Below are 17,532 nucleotides of genomic sequence, written 5' to 3' on the forward strand. Positions count from 1 at the left end.
TTTCGAGGAGTCTTCGCACCTTACGCTCCAATCAACAGAGTGTAAAAAATCAACACTGTTCTTTAACACAGCCAACTAAATAAATATACTCTTTGTAGCAACTGTTTGTTGAAATGCCTGATCATGCTCAACAATGACCATTGTGGGATTAAAGCTTTGAATAAGCTCTTCAATCTGTATGCGCGAATAAATATCAATAAAATTTAACGGTTCATCCCAAATATATACATGCGCTTTTTCACATAAACTTTTGGCTATAAGCAACTTTTTCTTTTGTCCACCAGAATAATGAGCTATATCTTTCTCAAATTGATTTCGGTCAAAATCCATCTTACGAAGAATGGATTTAAATAACGTTTCATCAATCCCATGCTCTTCAATAAAATCCGATAATAGTCCCTTCAAATGAGAGGTATCTTGTTGGACATAGGAAATGATGAGTCCTGAGCCTAAATGAATTGATCCTGTATGCTGTATGGGATTTCCTAGAATTAGTTTTAGAATACTACTTTTTCCGCTTCCATTCTTTCCTTCAAGGACAATCCGGTCACCTTGTTCAACTTTAAAGCTAATTGGCTGATTCACTATTTGCCCATCATATTTAACCGACACATTGGTTAAGACCATTAACTCATTTGAATGAAATTTCAATGGTTCTAATTTTAATGTCTCTGTTTTTTCCACATTTTTTAGCAGTTTTGATTTCTCCTCAATAGCTTTTTGTTGCCTTGATTCAAGGTTCTTTGCTCTCTTCATCATCTTTGCCGCTTTATGTCCTACAAAACCCTTGTCCAACTTAGAACCCGAATTCGTAGTCCCATTTTTGGAACCTTCTACTTGATTAGACCAACCTGCTGAACGCTTTGACGACTGGTTTAATCTCCCTATGTCTTTTTGAAGGCGCTGATTTGTTGCCTCTTCGTGTTCTTGCTGTCTATCAAAATTTAACTTCCAAGAAGAATAGTTACCACTTTGAACTTCAATATTTGCTCTATTTATAGATAAAATATGATCTACACATCCATCTAAAAAGATTCTGTCATGTGAAATTAAAATAAACCCTTTTTTCTTCCTTAGATAATCAGAGACCAACTTTCGTGCTTCAGCGTCTAGATGATTGGTGGGCTCATCGATCAATAGAAATTGTCCCTCATTCAAAAAAAGGGCAGCAAGCAACACCTTGGTTTGTTCTCCATTTGATAATGTTTTAAATGGCCGATACATAACCTCTGCATCAACATTTAAATAGGCTATTTCACGAAGTAATTCCCAATCTTCTACTTGGGGGCAAATTTCTTCTAAGATTTCATGTGTATACTTGTTTTTATCTGAAACTGGATAAGGGAAATAATTAAATTCTACTGAAGAAATGATTTTCCCACTATACTCATAATTCCCTAATAATAAATTAAAGAATGTTGTTTTACCCCGTCCATTTCTACCGATAAATCCAAGTTTCCAATCCGTATCTAATTGAAAGTTTACACCTTCAAAAATATTGTCAAAACTTCCTGGATAAGAAAAAGTTAAGTTTTGAACTTGTATCATTGACATGATAATTCCTCCTTTGTATATCTACATTTTTTACTCTTTATACAAAGTCGGCATATCCATCTATTCTAAATTTCTCCATATAAGTTTGATGGATATTATCGACTTATATGGAGTATTACATGTGTAACAATAGTGTCTGAATTGTTCATTTTGCTCTCTCCTTCATTACAGATAAAAAAATATCAATGTTATCTTTGTGGGAGTAAAAAAATCCTCCCAATTAGTAATTGGAAGGATTAGTCATTCACTAAAATTAAATAAGTTCTATTTGCCATTGAATCATGACAAATAAAGTGTAAACTGTTTAATAAAAATGGATAGACTAACCCTATATTTTGTCGTTTGAAGTTATTTATTTCAAATATAAAATATAGATTAGTTAATCATTGTCCATCCATCAGTCCTCTCATCATTGTATTTTTATATTAACAATTTTTTTTATGGAATACAATATGAGCAATATCTTTACCTCAAATTACTACTTGTTTAAAACTAATTTATACCCTAAATTTGTTAATTAATATTTTTAATTCTTGTGACATATTCATTAAATGGCCTGATGTAGAGGAAATTTCTTTCATTGCCATTAACTGTTCCTGTGATGAGTTAGCGACACTATGGGAAGAATCAGCAGAATTTTTAGCTAAAGAAGCCATCTCTTCCACAGAAGAGGAGACTCTGTTCGTACTTTCTGACATCTGAGTGGAAACAGCAGATAATTCCTGCGTTTGATTAGCAACTTCTTGAGTGGCATTCAAAATTCTCTCAAACACTGTTTCGATGTTTCTAATTTGCAATAATCCTTCTTCTACCTCATTTTTTACAGTGTCCATTGATTGAACTGTATTATTGGATTCTTGTTTAATTACTTCTATAAGTTTTCCTACCTGTTTAGCAGATTCAGAAGTTTGGTCCGCTAATTTTCGAACTTCTTCTGCAACAACAGAAAACCCTTTCCCATGTTCACCAGCCCTAGCTGCTTCTATTGCAGCATTTAATGATAATAAATTCGTCTGGTTCGAGATTTCTGTAATGACAGATGCAATCTTGGCAATTTCATTTGAGCTTTCTGCTAATTGATTAACAACCTTAACAGATTGGCTAAATGACTTACTGATATGTTTAATCTGCTGAGCAACCTGAGTTACGGATAGGTTTCCTTGTTCGACTTCTTCTTCCGTTTTTGAAGAGTTTGATGAAATGACGGATACTGTTTCTGCTACATTTTTAATTCCCACGACCATTTCCTTAACGGTATTTAAAGAACCGATTGAACTTTGAAGTTGGGTTTCAGAGCCACTTGCCACTTGTTGAATAGCTGTTGAGATTTGGTTGGTTGCCAGTGTAGTCTCTTCGGCACTGGCAGAAAGTTGTTCAGAAGATGAGGCTACCTTTTCAATAGCTGCCATTACTTGTTTAATTAAAATTTGAAAATTGCCTATCATTGAATTTAATGACTTTCCTAAGCTACCTAATTCATCTTTACGGTTACTGACTACTTGCTTAACACCGTTTGTTAGGATCCCTTTTGAAACTTCTTCAGAAACTTTAACTAGGTGCTTAATCGGTTTTAATATCAATCGATTCATAAAAAACGACAATACGATCATCATTAAAAGCATAATGAAACCTGTAACGATCATTGTTATTAAAGTTTCACTTCTAACCTTAGTAATGGTTTTTTGTTGCTGGTCTACGGTTATAACTCCTATAGATTTACCAGAAAAATCTCGAAGTCGTGTAGTCATCTGAGCATATTCTTTTGAATTGCGCAGGGAAGTAACAAATAATTTCTTGTTTGCACCAGTCTGTATTGTTTCAAGACTTTTTGAAAGATCATCTTTTGTAAGATATTTTGAAGTGGACAGTATTGTCCCATCATCTGTTAAAATTGCTGCATCGTTTTGTAAAGTATCTTTTATTTCTCTTATTGCTTTATTATCAAGAATTCTTCCAAAAATAAGGATTCCCGTTGGTTCAGCGGTTCCTTCTTCATTGGTGATCTTAGATGCTGCTATTACTGCTAATCCTTTTGATGTTTCAACTAAACCTGAGATTGCTTTTTTATATTTCAATTCTTCTAAGATTTTTTTATTATTTATTGAACCTGTAAATTCTTTTATATCCCCCACTTGAGTGAGAATATTTCCATCTAAATCAGCAGTTGAAATAAAGGAGAGATTAGGAATAACATTCATGCTATAATTTACATTTTCATTAATCCAATTAATATCTTTACTTTCTACTGCTTTTCGATTATTTTCCCAATGTGAATTAGTTTTTATTACCCCCAGTAGGCTTTCTCCAAACTTATCAATTAATTTATGAGCAACTTGATTTGAAACAAGAGCATGCTCTTTTTCAATTTGAGTTAAGTCTTTATTTGTATCAAAATGGAGGAAATATCCTGCTATTGAAATTGGTAAAACTAAGAATATAAGAAAGAATACTAGTATTTGTGCAAGTAACGATTTTGTTAGGTTTTTCATGTAAGCCTCCACATTCCGAAGAAATATTATTAAATAATAGCAATTTTTCGTTGAAACAACTTAATCGCATATCATCTCTTGTTTAACATGTAATATTGTCTAATATCCTCTTTTGGTTTAGCTAGTTGCACTTCAAAACAACAAAGTTTTAGTCTTTTAACTAACTTCTCCCCCTTACTTTCCCTTTATTTATGAATATTTGTTAATTATGGTATTTGAGTATTATATAGGAAAAATAGATTGCATTTTAGTTAATTAAAGACAAATTATCGAATATTTCATGACAAATGTCCTATGTAATTCTTCTCCTCAACGAATTAACATGGGTCTTTTAGATGCAGGAAATCTATAACTCTCTCTGGGACGTACAAAAAGCCTTGAATTCTCAAGGCTTCTTATTTTTAGTAAAATTATTTGAAATACTCATTACTCCTAGCTATTCAAACTTCCTTTTAACCAGACGCGGGGACGATATGGACCAACAGGAATTTGTATAAGGCTTGTTTTTCCTTTCGAATTGACTCCGTAAAGTTCATCACTTTGGTTCGAGTCGAATCCTAACAGTGGGTGTCCCCCCATTTCTAGGGCACATGCTGTCAAGAGCAGCCTTTGCAAAAGTATTCCTGCCTCCATCTGTTGAATTCTGTATCCTCTGTAGCCCAGTTCCTTTTTGAGGTGGTCCTTGTCTCCAACAAAATGCAGACAAAGCGGAACCTGATACAGATTTACATTGGGGGTTATTAAACCATTTTGCATATACTCCCGGAAATCCCCTTTAGAGATTCTCCGAAGTGCATGAGCACTTTTGTCATAGGCGTAAGCACCATCTTGAACACCTTCCACATTATAAAAAGTGCCAAACAACTCTAAACTGGATGCTGCATTGTTATATTTGTTGCCAAGGTCATTTTGATACGAAAATGAAATGGTCTCTTTTAACAAAGAAGCTATTTCTGTTTGATTGATTTTCCCGATCATAAAATCAATATCAGGTGAGTGCCTCTCCCTGCAAACAGATGCAAGGTCGTATGAAATTGGCTCCGTATATGGCAGCATGATCAACTCCGTGCCTAAGGAATTGCTAGGATGAGCATCATTTTTTATATTCTCAAATGAGTGTGTTGTTTCCACCATCGATGCTTTATTCATCACTTTCAGCACTGGGTAATCAATAACTCTTTTTGAACGGTTATATGTTACATGCTTAAGTAACGGAACTTCCCGGGATAATTCCGTTGCCGAAATATTTTCTCCCTCTTCAAATTGGCCACTATTAACGGTGGTAGCGTGGATAGATAATGGAATCACAGCATATACGCTTTCGTCTTGTTCTGATAGCCCCAGCAAATGATTGATCGAACGATCAAGGAATTGGTAACATACTCGGGTTGAGAACCCCATCCTATCTGCCACTTCCACCGATTGCCCAATCAGCACGCCTGCATCTAGCCCTTGTAATCTGTAAGAGAAATTATTGTATTTATAAAAATTTTTCCAAAAAACCGTCGACACAAAAACAATTCCAAAACAGTCTGAGAGATTATATCGATTCCCTAGACTTCTGAATAGGTAGGAATCGTAGTTGCCTTCTCGTAGCAATAAAAGGCGATGGTGTGCAACATCGTAGTGGTATACTCCCTCTGGTACATCCTTTAACTTTAAGTATATATATAATTCATTGGGATACAGCGCTCCGCCAGAGGGAACAAATCTCCGAAATAACTGGGCATAGCTTACAGTAGCTTTTTCCTCGGTGCCTTCAATGAAAGCAGCTTGAGAGTATCGGGTTAGACCATATACATACCATAAGTAATGACCAAACTCCTCCAGGCTAGGGTTTGAATTAGCTTCTCTCCCTTTGAGGGTTAACGGTACATCTGCGGTAAGCGGAATCTCTGGTAAGCCACGATACAGTTTATAGGGAAGCGGTGCGTCTGCCCAATCCGGTTGCCATTCCGACGGAAGAAGTTTATTTGTGTCAAAGTGCAGATTGTATAGGAATGTATCTAGTTCCAACCTAAAACCCTCCTACTCTTGCAATTATGGAAAAGGATGAGGATATGGATTCAACTGTTCATATGTTAACGGGTGCTTATTAAACCCGAGTTTCACAGGTACATTAAGAACCCGTTCAAGTCCTTTTATACGTGTAAGATGATGTCCAAATGTCATTGGCAGCATGCCAGGAATCAAAACCTTTACACAAAATAAACCGTTCCTTTTGGTTATTGGCGTTGTTTGGTCAACCACAATGACGTCCAAGTCTAGCCTTAGGAACCTATTCAGAAGATCCTCAACATCATCCTTCAAATCAGTATTCACTTTTGGAGATTTAAATTCCTCATCAAAGGTACGTAAAGGGCGGTTTTCATCTAATAGAAAGCTCAAGTTCCCTTCTGCTTCTCTTAGTCCATACAGCATACCATGGTCCACCATGGTACGTACTGCAAACGGATCCTGTAACATCTGTTCATATTTTTGTCGATTTTTCTCCAAGATTTCGTCATGCCTAAACATCATTCCTGCAAGCTCGTAAATTGCACTTTTTACTGCCTTTACAGGATCTGGATTTGCTCCGGCTGCACAAATGAGATTTGTACCCTTGGATCTTCTGTTTTTTGCCACAGCCCAAACACTCGGAATCTCATGTTCCATCGTTGAATTGTAAAAATGCAGGTCATAACCAGCCACCTCATGTATACGGCAAACCATCAGCTGCAATTCTTTATCGTCCGTAGAACTAAGGTCAAGACGAGGAAGAGGGAGTTGTGCATACCAGGTTAATAAGAATGAGTCTCGCTCGACAACCTCCATAATCCCATGGAAAATGGCCTCCTCTAAACTCCCTCCTAAGGCACACCCATTGGAGGTTTCATAAACAAAGCCTTCTCCATATCCCAAACTGTAATAGGCCAATAACTCCGGAACCATAATAGGGCGTTTTTGTAATAATGAATATCCCCAGACCCAATTCATTGGGTGATCAGGATGAAATGGTTTAAATGGAAAATGGGGCTTTGTATATTGTTCATTCTCATGTAACCCTACCTTTGCAGGATTTAGTGCTTTATCCGCCAAATTATAATAACTATCACGAACGACTTTTCTCTTGCCGCGAGGTTCGATTCCGCAATATCTCTCCAAACCCTCTAAAATAGCAGTTAGCTCACTCATTTCATAAGAATTGGACCTGCCTGCTACGCCCTCATCCCCTTCAAACAACGGCATATTCACTAAAACATCGGCAAACGGGAGCCTGGAATCCTGCATTTTCCCATTCATGATACCAGTACGAAAATCAAGATAATCCTTGACTAGCACGTTTTTTAATTCATCCATCGAACGACATCGATAACCAGAAGGGTTCAATTTAGGACTAGGTTTTAACTTAATGCTCGCCAATTCAGATGTATCTTTAGGTATTTGACTGCATATTGGGCATAACGGATCAGGTAAGAAAAAGTGGCCCGAGACCGTTAACGTTTTCAGGTTTGTAATGTACACCTTTTCTCCTAAGCAACTTTGTTCTCCTTGAAGAATCTTCATTACTTCGTTGCTAATCAAGATCGCCATTTGAGATAGTCCGGTTCTTGATGCCCATGCATCACGCACTAACCCTTCTCCTGTTGCCATTTTCACACGAAGTCCCCACATTTCTTGTCGATCAGGTCCTGCTAACGTAAGTCGTAAGTCAACACAGTGGGAACATCCAGGTGCATCAGGATGTACAAAGGGACCAATGATTCCTTCACCAAACGAAACGAAACCTCTAAGCCACGGAATACCTAAGGCCCTTGTCCTCTCTTCCGCTTTTTGATAAACGGCTGGTTTCCAGGTATCATGCAGTACAAGAACTAATTCTGTATCTTCGGAAACCTCTTCGAGAATGCTTTGGCGCCTAACAAGATGGTTTGGGGACAATTGATCATGGACATAATTCGCTAATAACCCCTCTCCATCTAAAAGTATATGAGCAGCCATTAGGATCCCTCCTCTTGTACCTGAACACCAAAAACCCCTGCCAGCTCTTGTTTCAAAAAAGGCTCAATGGCAAGGTCATAGATTACTAGCCGCATGCGGTTTTGGTTCAATACCTCAATAGATGAATGTAATAGTTCCCGATACGTAATTTCATCACAAGATGGGATATTCATTTTACTTTCATTCTTTTCCAGAAAAACCTCTGACTTCATCTCTTGCTTTACCGTAGAATTCACTTGGTTTTGAGCATCCAAAAGCGCTTGTTCCAATGCATTTCGTAATGCCAATGTTGTATTTAAACCTGCACTGGTGTATCTACGGCCATTCGACCTTACCCAAACCACTGGGAAGCCTAATACATCCTCTTTTAAACCAATTGTTGCAGCCCCATTTAAGGTAGTCAGAGCATTAAAATAAAATCTGCATCGTTTATCTTCTAGGGCTCCCAACTTAATCCGATAAACCCGACTCTGCAGATCAGCCTTTCTTTTTTTCAATTCTTCACCTAAAAATACTTGAAGGCCTCTACAAACAGCTTCTGCGATGGTTCCTCCAGCACCTATGCCTATAAATCCCTCAGATATGTTTGCACCTACCTTATTTTTCGGATGATTGGATCCCCATTCGGACAAGTTGTTCATTTGGGAAACATACATTTCTATGCCTGTCAGCCCTGCCTCTTTTTTTGCTTCCTCATGTGTTAGTCCCGCACAGGTAACCTCAGGAAGCAGCTCTGCCGGTCCCTCTGACAACGGGTTAACTGCTTGAACATAGCACTGTGCAAGTGGAAGTTGGGATAAATTTTGTTCCTCCCAGGTATGGAAAATTCCTATTTCTTCTGACGTTAATCTACTAAAATACTCTAAGAGGTTACCCATTGATTCATTTCTGTCCGTTTCCTGTTTGAGTCGTAAGTCAAAATCTTCTACTTGTCTTGGAATATCACTTTTAGAAGTACTCAATGGATGAGGGATGAAGTAAAGCCAGTCTCCTTCAAGGGTTTCAAAGTCAAGCATGTAAATTTGATGACTCTCATTGGAATCTGCAATCCTTGTAGCCCTTTTGAAAAATTCGAATACTGAAACATTTGCCAGAATTGCCCCTGCTGCTGAAGAGAAGGATTGAGGCGGCCGATCTTTTTTAAGTGTTGTGTGATGTATCCTGCGCCATGCGGACTCCCAGCTTTCCTTTTTACCCGGTTGATCAAATGGACCAGATAACCCCACCTGGTCTAAATAGATGGTTGGCATAAATGCCTTCTTTTCTTCTTGGCAAACCAGATTAAGATCCCGTAGCTCATTTATATTTCCATCTTGCGATACATATAGAATCCAATCAAAGGGCTGAACCGCTTCTCTCCAGAAACTGGTTCCTCCTTCTTTTTGAAAAGGTACATTTTTTACCTCGACTTCAGAATCGGTCTTGCGGGCATTATGCACTAGTTCATTGATTCTCTGCCAATTGGTAGGAATGGAATCTGTTACCAAGACATTTAGGTTAGGAATACCTGATTCGATTAACGCAGAAACCAATGAAACCAAAAAGGGGCCAGAGCCTACAGCCAGAACTTTCTCCCGACGGTATTCTTGAAAATGGTAAGCACCAGACTCCATAAAATTCTCTATAAATTCAATTTGTGATGCATACTTTTCAAGAAGGTTTCGATTCAATTGATGGGGTTTATCTTTGCTTAGATCCCGTACAAAACCGTTGTTGTGCAAGGTTTCTCCTATTTCGTACACCCTGTCCCGATAAGGAGCAGTTAATCCCATTGTTAATTCACCCATTGTATGCTCCCCATTGAACATTGGAAGCAATTTTTCAATCCACTGATAAATTGTATTACCTTCTATTCTAAATGAGCTTGCGTTGTTTCTTAGATACACACCGCCATGTGAATCTGGAAGAAAGAAAGTATCCCTTTTGACCTTCAGACGTGAGGACGAGTCCAGTTTTGTCATTCAGTCCCTCCTTATTTCAAAATCGTACAAATTATGCACTATCAGTTTATGTATGATTTTTTGTCCAATATGATAAGAAAAGCGGAAGAACCTTTCACAATCCGGAGCTAGACAAATCTAAAATGTATATACTTCCTTAAATATAAAAAATGCCCAACGTAAACTACGCAAGGGCACTTTTGATTTACAAAATTAATTTTTTCTTTAAGAAAATTTATTGGAGCAAAACAGTTCAAACTGCCAGAGCAATTAAATGAAACCGAAACAGCTAAAACCGAGGCCAAAACCAAAACAACTGAAACCGAAGCAGCCAGCGCAGCCAAAACCACCACAACGAAAGCCTCCACAACCTCCGCAATGGAAACCGCCACAACGAAAGCCTCCACAGCCACCGCAATGTCCGCATCCGCCGCAGTGCATACCGCCACAACGCATACCCATTATTCGATGATCCTGGTTCTGAAGATCCATAGGAACTAACTGACCAACTTGGTAAGGGTCGATTCCCAACCCTTGTAGCTCATTTTGAAACATTTGTATTTTTCCTCCCCATTGTATTTAATTATCTAAGTTAAACTTAAATAGAGAGTAATAAGGTCAATGCCAGTTCCATATAAACGAAATCATTAGTTACAATCTGTACTCTCTTCAACAAATTATGCTTTCTTTTAGGTCTCTGTTACTAAAGAAAGAGCCTATTTCACGTCGAAGTATTTTCCTTCCTCAACAACTCACCCATCATAAATAAAAAACGAACTTTCAAAATTGAAGGTTCGGGCAGGAGTTATATTAAAAATTTATTAAAATGCCTAATCGAAAATAGGCTGTCTTTTTCGAATTAATGCAACTCCCATTTTGATCATCCAAAAAAGCCAGAGCGTACTGCCGATTGGAGCCGCTCCAAATTTTGATTCATTTTTCAACTTCACTTCCTGATCATTTCATTCTCGCTAAACGTTCCTAAGCTGTTTTGATCTTATTAGATATATATCCCAATCCAATGACAAGTACTGTAATTGCAGTTGGAAACAATAAATGTAAATCGTCTGTTAGAAAATACTTCAATTTTGGTTCTCCAACCATCATTTCACCCGCTGTCCAAGCTAGTATTCCTGCACCACCATAGGAGATAATTGGGAACTTTTCCATTGCTTTTAATATTAATTGACTTCCAAACACAACTAGAGGAATACTTACAACAACTCCAAATAGTATACCGACTATATTTCCTTCAACTGCACCAGCAATAGCTAGTACATTATCAAGGGACATGATGGCATCAGCAATAATAATGGTTTTCACAGCTGAAATAAAGCTTGAACCACCATCTCTATAATTTTCTTCATCGTCGCCTAGTATAAGTTTTATGGCAATATACACTAGAAGAAGACCACCAACAAACGATACGAAAGGTAATCGTAGGAGGTAAACAATTCCAATAGCGAATAGTAAACGTAAAATAACAGCTCCAAATGTTCCCCAAAAGATAGCCTTCTTTTGTTGCTTTTTTGGGATATTTCGTGATGCCATTGCGATGACTACAGCGTTATCCCCACTTAAAACAATATTGATTAAAATTACTTCCAAAAGAACTGTAAAAGACAAACCAAACATATCCAATTTTTTCACCTCTTAAACAATCTAGCTAAATCATTAATATTAATTTGAGGGAAAAATATGCCGGAATTAATACCCTATGGTTGAATATATCTAAAAGTTATTTGATTTGTTCTCCTTTGTTCTTTTAATTCTATGAAGAAGCATATTTTCATATTTTGTATAAATTTTTAGTGTGCTTTGTGTAACTCTTAGTTTTGGGAGTAGTAAATAAATAAAAGTTGAAGTAACTAGGCTTAATACTATTCCTGCTAAAACATCAAAAGGGTAATGGACCCCCACCCATATACGGGATACTCCTACAAGAATTGCTAACAACATCCATACAAGTGACCAACCTTTTTTATAAAGCCAGAATGACGTACAATATGAAAAAAATAAAATGGTATGGTCACTTGGAAAAGAATTGTCTTTTTCCTTATGTATCAGTTTATTAACGTCTGGCAATTCAACAAATGGTTGATAATTTGAGTGAAAGATTCCGATAACCTTTCCTATTGAAAAGGCACATATGAAAGCGAACGTTGCACAAAGAATCATCATTCTATTGTCACTATCTTTAGTAAACCAATAAAGAATAACACTTAGTACAAGGAAAATTACCATATATTCAGCAATAAAACTAAATATGGGATTCAAAAAGGGATACTCTTTTCCTAAGTCATTCACCAACCTAAACCAAGATACATTTACCTCTGAAAAATTCAAACCTTACACCTTCCCATCTCTTTTTAAAACATAATAGAAGAGATTAAGATGATCTTCCATCGAATCCAATTACATTATTAGGGATTAATGTTACATTTTTGTAAGGTTGCTGTCACACCTTGTGGGTAGTGAGTTATTTTATCAATTAAATTCAAAATTAATTTCTCCACTAATCTTTTATTTAAATAAAAGAAGGCGACCTTCATGTAGAAGATCACCCCATTATTGGTATGTCTGTATTTTTTACATCTCATATTTTTTCAATGCAATGACCGCGTTATGACCGCCGAACCCAAATGAATTAGAGAGACCAATTTTAAGATTTGTTTCTCTTGCTACGTTTGGTACATAATCTAAATCACATAAAGGATCTGGTTTATCTAAATTGATCGTTGGTGGAATGATACCCTCCTGCAAGCTTTTTGCTAAGGCAATTGCTTCAACTCCACCTGCGGCTCCTAATAAATGACCTGTCATCGACTTATTTGCAGTTACAGGAATTTTATAAGCTTGTTCACCAAATAATTTTTTAATCGCCAATGTTTCTGATATGTCACCAACCTTTGTACTTGTAGCGTGTGCACTAATTAAATGAACATCATCAATAGAAATCGAGGCATCCTTTAAAGCCATATTCATAGCCAGATACGCTCCTCTTCCTTCTGGGTGAGTGGAAACCATGTGATAGGCGTCAGAACTAGCACCGTATCCAATAACTTCTGCATAAATATGTGCATTTCTCTTTAAAGCATGTGTTAATGATTCAAGTATTAAGATGCCCGCCCCTTCAGCCATTACAAATCCATCTCTATTCGAATCAAACGGTCGACTTGCAGCACTTGGATCATCATTCCTTGAAGATAGAGCAGTTGCATTTTCAAAACTAGCTAAAGACAATTCTGTTACGGCTGCTTCAGCTCCACCAGCAAATGCAAGATCAGACATACCATACCGAATAAGTCTGAACGCCTCTCCAATCGCTGTATTACCAATTGCACAAGCGGAAACAGGTGACATAGAAGGTCCTAATGCACCATATTTAATACTAATTTGTGCCGAAGCCGCATTGGCAATCATCGATGGAACCAACGTAGGGCTTACCCTTTGTGGTCCCCTTTCACGAAGAATATCAATATTTTTCGTCAACGTTTCAATTCCACCTATTCCAGAACCAACATATACACTAAGACGTTCTAAATCAATTTCCGAAATGTTCAGTTTGGAATCTTTCCATGCTTCTTCAGCAGCAACTAAAGAGAATTGACAAAATCTATCCATTCGCCTTGCTTCCTTCTGATCAATTATTTCTTCAGCAGTAAAATCGCTAACTAGCCCAGCAATTTTAGTTTTATGTTTACTAACATCAAATGTATGAATATAAGAAATGCCTGATCTGCCTTCAGCTAAATTCCGCCAAAATTTTTCAACATTGTTTCCTAAGGGTGACACCACACCCATTCCCGTAATGACAACACGTTCCATACTTATTACCCCCACTTCAGTTTAACTATATTTTCACACTCCCATTATCCTATTACAAGTTGTTGTTTATCATAGTATAATCAGTAATAGGATAATCGGTATAAGGTAGGTGTTATGTGAACATGAATAGTAAAACTAGATTAGAAGCCCTATCCAACTTTTTAAAGTCAAAACGAGCAAATATACAACCTCAAACTGTGGGACTACCAACAGGAACCAGACGGAGAACCCCAGGACTCAAGAGGGAGGAAGTCGCCCAGTTGGCAGGAGTGAGTACAACATGGTACACATGGCTTGAACAAGGACGAGATATTAAGGTCTCTTCATCCGTCCTAGATGCTATAGCTTCTGCTCTTCTATTAAATAATGATGAACGAAAGTATCTATATGATTTAGCATTAGAAGTAAACACAAATGTATATAAACAAGAGGTTGAACAAACAAAAGTCTCCCCTTCTTTAGAAAAAATTTTAACAGAATTAAAATATTGCCCTACTTTGATCACAGACCGGCATTTCCAAATTGTAGGTTGGAATCCTGCTGCTGCCTATGTTTTCTTGAATTTTGAACAAATCCCCATTGAACAGAGAAATTTAATCCGCTTAGTGTTTACAAGGAAAGAATTAAGGTCATTAGCTGTCAATTGGGAGCATTTTGTAAAAGGATTTCTTTCTATTTTTCGAGTTTATTATGGTCAATATATGGGGGATGAATGGTACACTCAATTTCTCGAAGAAATGACGGAACTTAATCCAGAATTTCAGCGCTTATGGCAAGAAAATCAGGTAAATATGGCTCCTGAAGTTTTGATTGAATTTAGACATTCTAAAGCAGGTAAAATGATTTTTAATTTAACCTCTTTACAAGTTCATGGTCATACTGATTTTTGGTGCAGCATTTATACTCCTGTTGAGAGTACTCCAACTGAAGAAAAATTAAAAAAGATGATGAAAAAAGTAAATCCTAAACCAGAAAGTAGTTCTAACTTATCAATCTGAAAGATAATAGTCTTCTCTTTTAACCACCTGGTAAACATTAAATCAAACAAAGAACATCCTGACATTCAAAGGATGTTCTTTGTTTTCTCCTAACCGATCTATTGTTCCTATAGCCTATGGACATCCAATTATCCTTTCCAACCCTTTTCATTTTGAGGTATTAGAAGTAAACAATATAAATAATAAACACTAAGAAAATTCTATAGATAGCAAATGGGATCAGCTTAATTTTATTAATAAGTTTCAAGAAAAAACGAATCGATACTAATGCAAAAATAAAGGCACTGATAAAACCTACGATAAAAAATGGTATTGTTTCTAGAGTAAAGTACTGCCAATTTTTCATTAAGGAAAGCACGCTGGCTCCTACCATGATGGGAACGGCCATAATAAAGGTAAAGTCAGCTGCAGCACGGTGACTCAATCCAAGTAAAACTCCTCCAGATATAGTTGAACCTGACCTAGAAAAACCCGGCCATAGAGATAAGCATTGAAATAGCCCAATTAGAAGTGCTTGTTTATAGCTAATTTGGTCAACCGTTTTAACAATAGGCTCTTTAGGACTGAACAGGTCAGCACAAATCATTAAAATTGCCCCAACAATCAAACTTATTAATACAGTGGTAGTGGAAAATAGATGCTCATCTATGTAATCTTCAAATAACAGCCCTAGAACACCTGCAGGTATTAATCCTGTAATTACTTGAGACAATTTTAACCGTTTACCGTCTTGATAGTTTACAGTAGATTTTCTAAAGCCTATCATGCTAATAAAACGATCTTTAAACACGACTACAACCGCTAAAATGGATCCTAGTTGAATGACAATTTTAAATGTGTTTGCTACATATTTGGAAAGAAATTTCTCAGATTTAAGCCACATATCATCGACAATAATCATATGCCCGGTTGATGATACTGGCACAAATTCAGTTAAACCTTCTACCATTCCTAGAATGATCGCTTTGAGTAAAAGTAAAATTTCCATAGATATCTCCTTTATTCAATAATGAATGCCATCCCTTTTGTTAAAACAGATATTCATGGAAATCCTAGTGACTCTTAAAAGTGCATCAAAAATTTTTTGTATTTTTCCCCTTTACCTGCTTTAACGTTGCTACTATTAGAAAGCTAACGATTACTAGTAATACCCATGAGCTCACCTTCCCGAGATGAACGAGGCTCCATGCATCGGTTTGATTTGGATATTTCCATGCACCAAAAAAGGTGGCAATATTTTCGGCAATCCAGATGAAAAATCCAATGAGTACAAAAGAAAGGGCGAGTGGCATCCGGTAACGAGTTCCATCCACTTCGTATGTAACCCATGATTTCCAAAAGACAATCAAGACAAGCCCAGATAACCACCATCGAACGTCCATCATATAATGGTGGGTGAAAAAATTCAAATAAATTGCCACTGCGAGAAGAACTACCACAAAAAACGGTGGCCACCTAACTAGTTCAACCCTTAACCTTCTCCACGCCTGACAAAGAAAACTTGCAACACTTGCGTACATGAATCCGCTATACAATGGCACTCCAAAAACCTTGAAATACCCTTCCTCCGGATATGACCAGGAACCCATATGAACCTTGAACATCTCAAGAGCAATTCCAATAAGGTGGAACAATGTGATAACTTTTAGTTCATCCATTGTTTCAAGACCTGAACGCACCATCCACCATTGCATTAGGAGGAAGATGATGAGCAGCCAGTCATATCTTGGCAGGATTGGAAGGGATATGAATTTTGTAAAAGCTAAGGTGGTAAATATAACAACAGGAAATATACAGGAAAGTGCCTGCTCCCACCCAAAGAAAACTAGTTGTTTAAGCGTTCTCATGATTTGTGGTTTCAAAGTTTTTTTCTGAGTTTCATTTTGAATGGTTACATTCATGAGTACACCCTCTTTTAATGATCTTAATTGAAAGAATAATGGAAACAAAATCCTTCCACGCTAAATTCCGCCAATTTTTTTATTCCTGAATGGCTTCGTCACTGCGGTATTCTAAAATATCCCCAGGCTGACAATCTAAAGCTTTACAAATTGCCTCTAACGTTGATAAGCGGATCGCCTTGGCCTTTCCATTTTTCAAAATAGAAAGGTTCGCCATTGTAATACCAACCTTCTCAGACAGTTCTGTCACACTCATCTTTCTTTTTGCTAACATCACATCAATATTAATAATAATTGCCATTGTTCTCACCTCAGACTGTTAAATCATTTTCCGATTTTATATCAATCGCCTCTTTTAAAAGCCTTTGAAGAACAGCAGCAAAGACAGCAATCACCATAGATGCAAAAGGAACAACCAATCCAATAAAAATGACACCTGGGGCATCGTCTTTCTCTGCAAAGAGATAAAAAAGCGGCAAGACGAGCAAATGCAGGGTACTAATGGAGATGGCACATTGTTTGATTTTCTTAAGAGCATTTACAGACAAATCGGAAAAAGCCTCATTTTTGTCAATATGGCGCAAAAGTATAAAAGCCTGATACAGCGCAATGTAATAAGGAATCGCGGATGCATAAAAAATGATGAACACGAGATATTTTATATAGGCAAAATCTGGTAGCAATTTTGCAGCAAGATCCCCTAACTCAGGTACCAAAAAAATACATAAAGCAAGAATGGGGATCCCCATTAGAACAATCGTTAACTTTAAAAAGAGTGTTGAACCACTTTTCATATAAAGCACCTCACTTATATTTTCAAATTGATTATAATGAATTATTT

Annotated in this window: 14 protein-coding genes and 1 pseudogene; 1 reads left to right on the forward strand and 14 read right to left on the reverse strand. The window is 37.0% G+C overall.

Annotated elements, in window-relative coordinates:
- Nucleotides 1-75: 75 nt before the first annotated feature.
- The 10 genes and pseudogenes from V7083_RS15375 to fabF form a co-directional block, all read right to left on the reverse strand.
- Entirely contained in the window at nucleotides 76-1,554 is a 1,479-nt protein-coding gene (locus V7083_RS15375; RefSeq protein WP_335479341.1) for an Lsa family ABC-F type ribosomal protection protein, read from the reverse strand.
- Nucleotides 1,555-2,051: 497 nt separating this feature from the next.
- Entirely contained in the window at nucleotides 2,052-2,999 is a 948-nt protein-coding gene (locus tag V7083_RS23835) for a methyl-accepting chemotaxis protein (protein ID WP_438823733.1), read from the reverse strand.
- A pseudogene (locus V7083_RS23840) lies at nucleotides 3,000-4,043 on the reverse strand (CHASE4 domain-containing protein); the annotation flags it as partial. It abuts the gene before it with no gap.
- A gap of 432 nt (nucleotides 4,044-4,475) precedes the next feature.
- On the reverse strand, nucleotides 4,476-6,059 hold the full coding sequence (locus tag V7083_RS15385) for a SagB family peptide dehydrogenase (protein ID WP_335479348.1): 1,584 nt from the start codon (nucleotides 6,057-6,059) through the stop codon (nucleotides 4,476-4,478).
- A gap of 24 nt (nucleotides 6,060-6,083) precedes the next feature.
- Nucleotides 6,084-8,024 (reverse strand): TOMM precursor leader peptide-binding protein, encoded by a 1,941-nt coding sequence (locus tag V7083_RS15390; RefSeq protein ID WP_335479352.1) that lies wholly within the window; start codon nucleotides 8,022-8,024, stop codon nucleotides 6,084-6,086.
- Nucleotides 8,024-9,985, reverse strand: coding sequence for a putative thiazole-containing bacteriocin maturation protein (locus V7083_RS15395; protein WP_335479354.1), 1,962 nt, complete (start codon nucleotides 9,983-9,985; stop codon nucleotides 8,024-8,026). The genes V7083_RS15390 and V7083_RS15395 overlap by 1 nt, the downstream gene beginning before the upstream one ends.
- Before the next feature lie 249 nt (nucleotides 9,986-10,234).
- Nucleotides 10,235-10,519, reverse strand: a complete 285-nt coding sequence (locus tag V7083_RS23845; RefSeq protein WP_438823732.1) for a heterocycloanthracin/sonorensin family bacteriocin — start codon at nucleotides 10,517-10,519, stop codon at nucleotides 10,235-10,237.
- Nucleotides 10,520-10,945: 426 nt separating this feature from the next.
- Nucleotides 10,946-11,599, reverse strand: coding sequence for a TerC family protein (locus tag V7083_RS15405; RefSeq protein WP_335479375.1), 654 nt, complete (start codon nucleotides 11,597-11,599; stop codon nucleotides 10,946-10,948).
- Nucleotides 11,600-11,695: 96 nt separating this feature from the next.
- Nucleotides 11,696-12,310: an undecaprenyl-diphosphatase gene (locus V7083_RS15410; protein ID WP_335479360.1), complete on the reverse strand. Its 615-nt coding sequence runs from the start codon at nucleotides 12,308-12,310 to the stop codon at nucleotides 11,696-11,698.
- A gap of 243 nt (nucleotides 12,311-12,553) precedes the next feature.
- Nucleotides 12,554-13,792 (reverse strand): beta-ketoacyl-ACP synthase II, encoded by a 1,239-nt coding sequence (gene fabF / locus V7083_RS15415; RefSeq protein ID WP_335479362.1) that lies wholly within the window; start codon nucleotides 13,790-13,792, stop codon nucleotides 12,554-12,556.
- 122 nt (nucleotides 13,793-13,914) lie between these two features.
- Here fabF and V7083_RS15420 point away from each other — a divergent pair, with 122 nt between their 5' ends.
- Entirely contained in the window at nucleotides 13,915-14,790 is an 876-nt protein-coding gene (locus V7083_RS15420; RefSeq protein WP_335479366.1) for a helix-turn-helix transcriptional regulator, read from the forward strand.
- A 160-nt stretch (nucleotides 14,791-14,950) separates the two neighbouring features.
- On the opposite strand, the gene V7083_RS15425 is transcribed toward V7083_RS15420, so the two are convergent.
- The 4 genes from V7083_RS15425 to V7083_RS15440 form a co-directional block, all read right to left on the reverse strand.
- Nucleotides 14,951-15,778 carry an undecaprenyl-diphosphate phosphatase gene (locus tag V7083_RS15425; RefSeq protein ID WP_335479369.1) on the reverse strand — a complete coding sequence of 276 codons (828 nt, stop codon included), beginning with the start codon at nucleotides 15,776-15,778 and terminating at the stop codon, nucleotides 14,951-14,953.
- 85 nt (nucleotides 15,779-15,863) lie between these two features.
- Nucleotides 15,864-16,637: a DUF817 domain-containing protein gene (locus tag V7083_RS15430; RefSeq protein ID WP_335479377.1), complete on the reverse strand. Its 774-nt coding sequence runs from the start codon at nucleotides 16,635-16,637 to the stop codon at nucleotides 15,864-15,866.
- A 133-nt stretch (nucleotides 16,638-16,770) separates the two neighbouring features.
- Nucleotides 16,771-16,992: a helix-turn-helix domain-containing protein gene (locus tag V7083_RS15435; RefSeq protein WP_335479372.1), complete on the reverse strand. Its 222-nt coding sequence runs from the start codon at nucleotides 16,990-16,992 to the stop codon at nucleotides 16,771-16,773.
- Nucleotides 16,993-17,002: 10 nt separating this feature from the next.
- Nucleotides 17,003-17,485: a DUF2975 domain-containing protein gene (locus V7083_RS15440; RefSeq protein ID WP_335479380.1), complete on the reverse strand. Its 483-nt coding sequence runs from the start codon at nucleotides 17,483-17,485 to the stop codon at nucleotides 17,003-17,005.
- Nucleotides 17,486-17,532 lie beyond the last annotated feature (47 nt).

It is taken from the genome of Bacillus sp. JJ1764 (assembly GCF_036962145.1).
Classification (GTDB): Bacteria; Bacillota; Bacilli; order Bacillales; family Cytobacillaceae; genus Neobacillus.

What these genes read in the sequence shown, in the direction of transcription:
- V7083_RS15375 (WP_335479341.1), bottom strand. Translation starts at nt 1,554, where the DNA reads ATGTCAATGATACAAGTTCAAAACTTAACTTTTTCTTATCCAGGAAGT.
- V7083_RS23835 (WP_438823733.1), bottom strand. Translation starts at nt 2,999, where the DNA reads ATGATAGGCAATTTTCAAATTTTAATTAAACAAGTAATGGCAGCTATT.
- V7083_RS15390 (WP_335479352.1), bottom strand. Translation starts at nt 8,024, where the DNA reads ATGGCTGCTCATATACTTTTAGATGGAGAGGGGTTATTAGCGAATTAT.
- V7083_RS15395 (WP_335479354.1), bottom strand. Translation starts at nt 9,985, where the DNA reads ATGACAAAACTGGACTCGTCCTCACGTCTGAAGGTCAAAAGGGATACT.
- V7083_RS23845 (WP_438823732.1), bottom strand. Translation starts at nt 10,519, where the DNA reads ATGTTTCAAAATGAGCTACAAGGGTTGGGAATCGACCCTTACCAAGTT.
- V7083_RS15405 (WP_335479375.1), bottom strand. Translation starts at nt 11,599, where the DNA reads ATGTTTGGTTTGTCTTTTACAGTTCTTTTGGAAGTAATTTTAATCAAT.
- fabF (WP_335479362.1), bottom strand. Translation starts at nt 13,792, where the DNA reads ATGGAACGTGTTGTCATTACGGGAATGGGTGTGGTGTCACCCTTAGGA.
- V7083_RS15420 (WP_335479366.1), top strand. Translation starts at nt 13,915, where the DNA reads ATGAATAGTAAAACTAGATTAGAAGCCCTATCCAACTTTTTAAAGTCA.
- V7083_RS15425 (WP_335479369.1), bottom strand. Translation starts at nt 15,778, where the DNA reads ATGGAAATTTTACTTTTACTCAAAGCGATCATTCTAGGAATGGTAGAA.
- V7083_RS15430 (WP_335479377.1), bottom strand. Translation starts at nt 16,637, where the DNA reads ATGAGAACGCTTAAACAACTAGTTTTCTTTGGGTGGGAGCAGGCACTT.
- V7083_RS15435 (WP_335479372.1), bottom strand. Translation starts at nt 16,992, where the DNA reads ATGGCAATTATTATTAATATTGATGTGATGTTAGCAAAAAGAAAGATG.
- V7083_RS15440 (WP_335479380.1), bottom strand. Translation starts at nt 17,485, where the DNA reads ATGAAAAGTGGTTCAACACTCTTTTTAAAGTTAACGATTGTTCTAATG.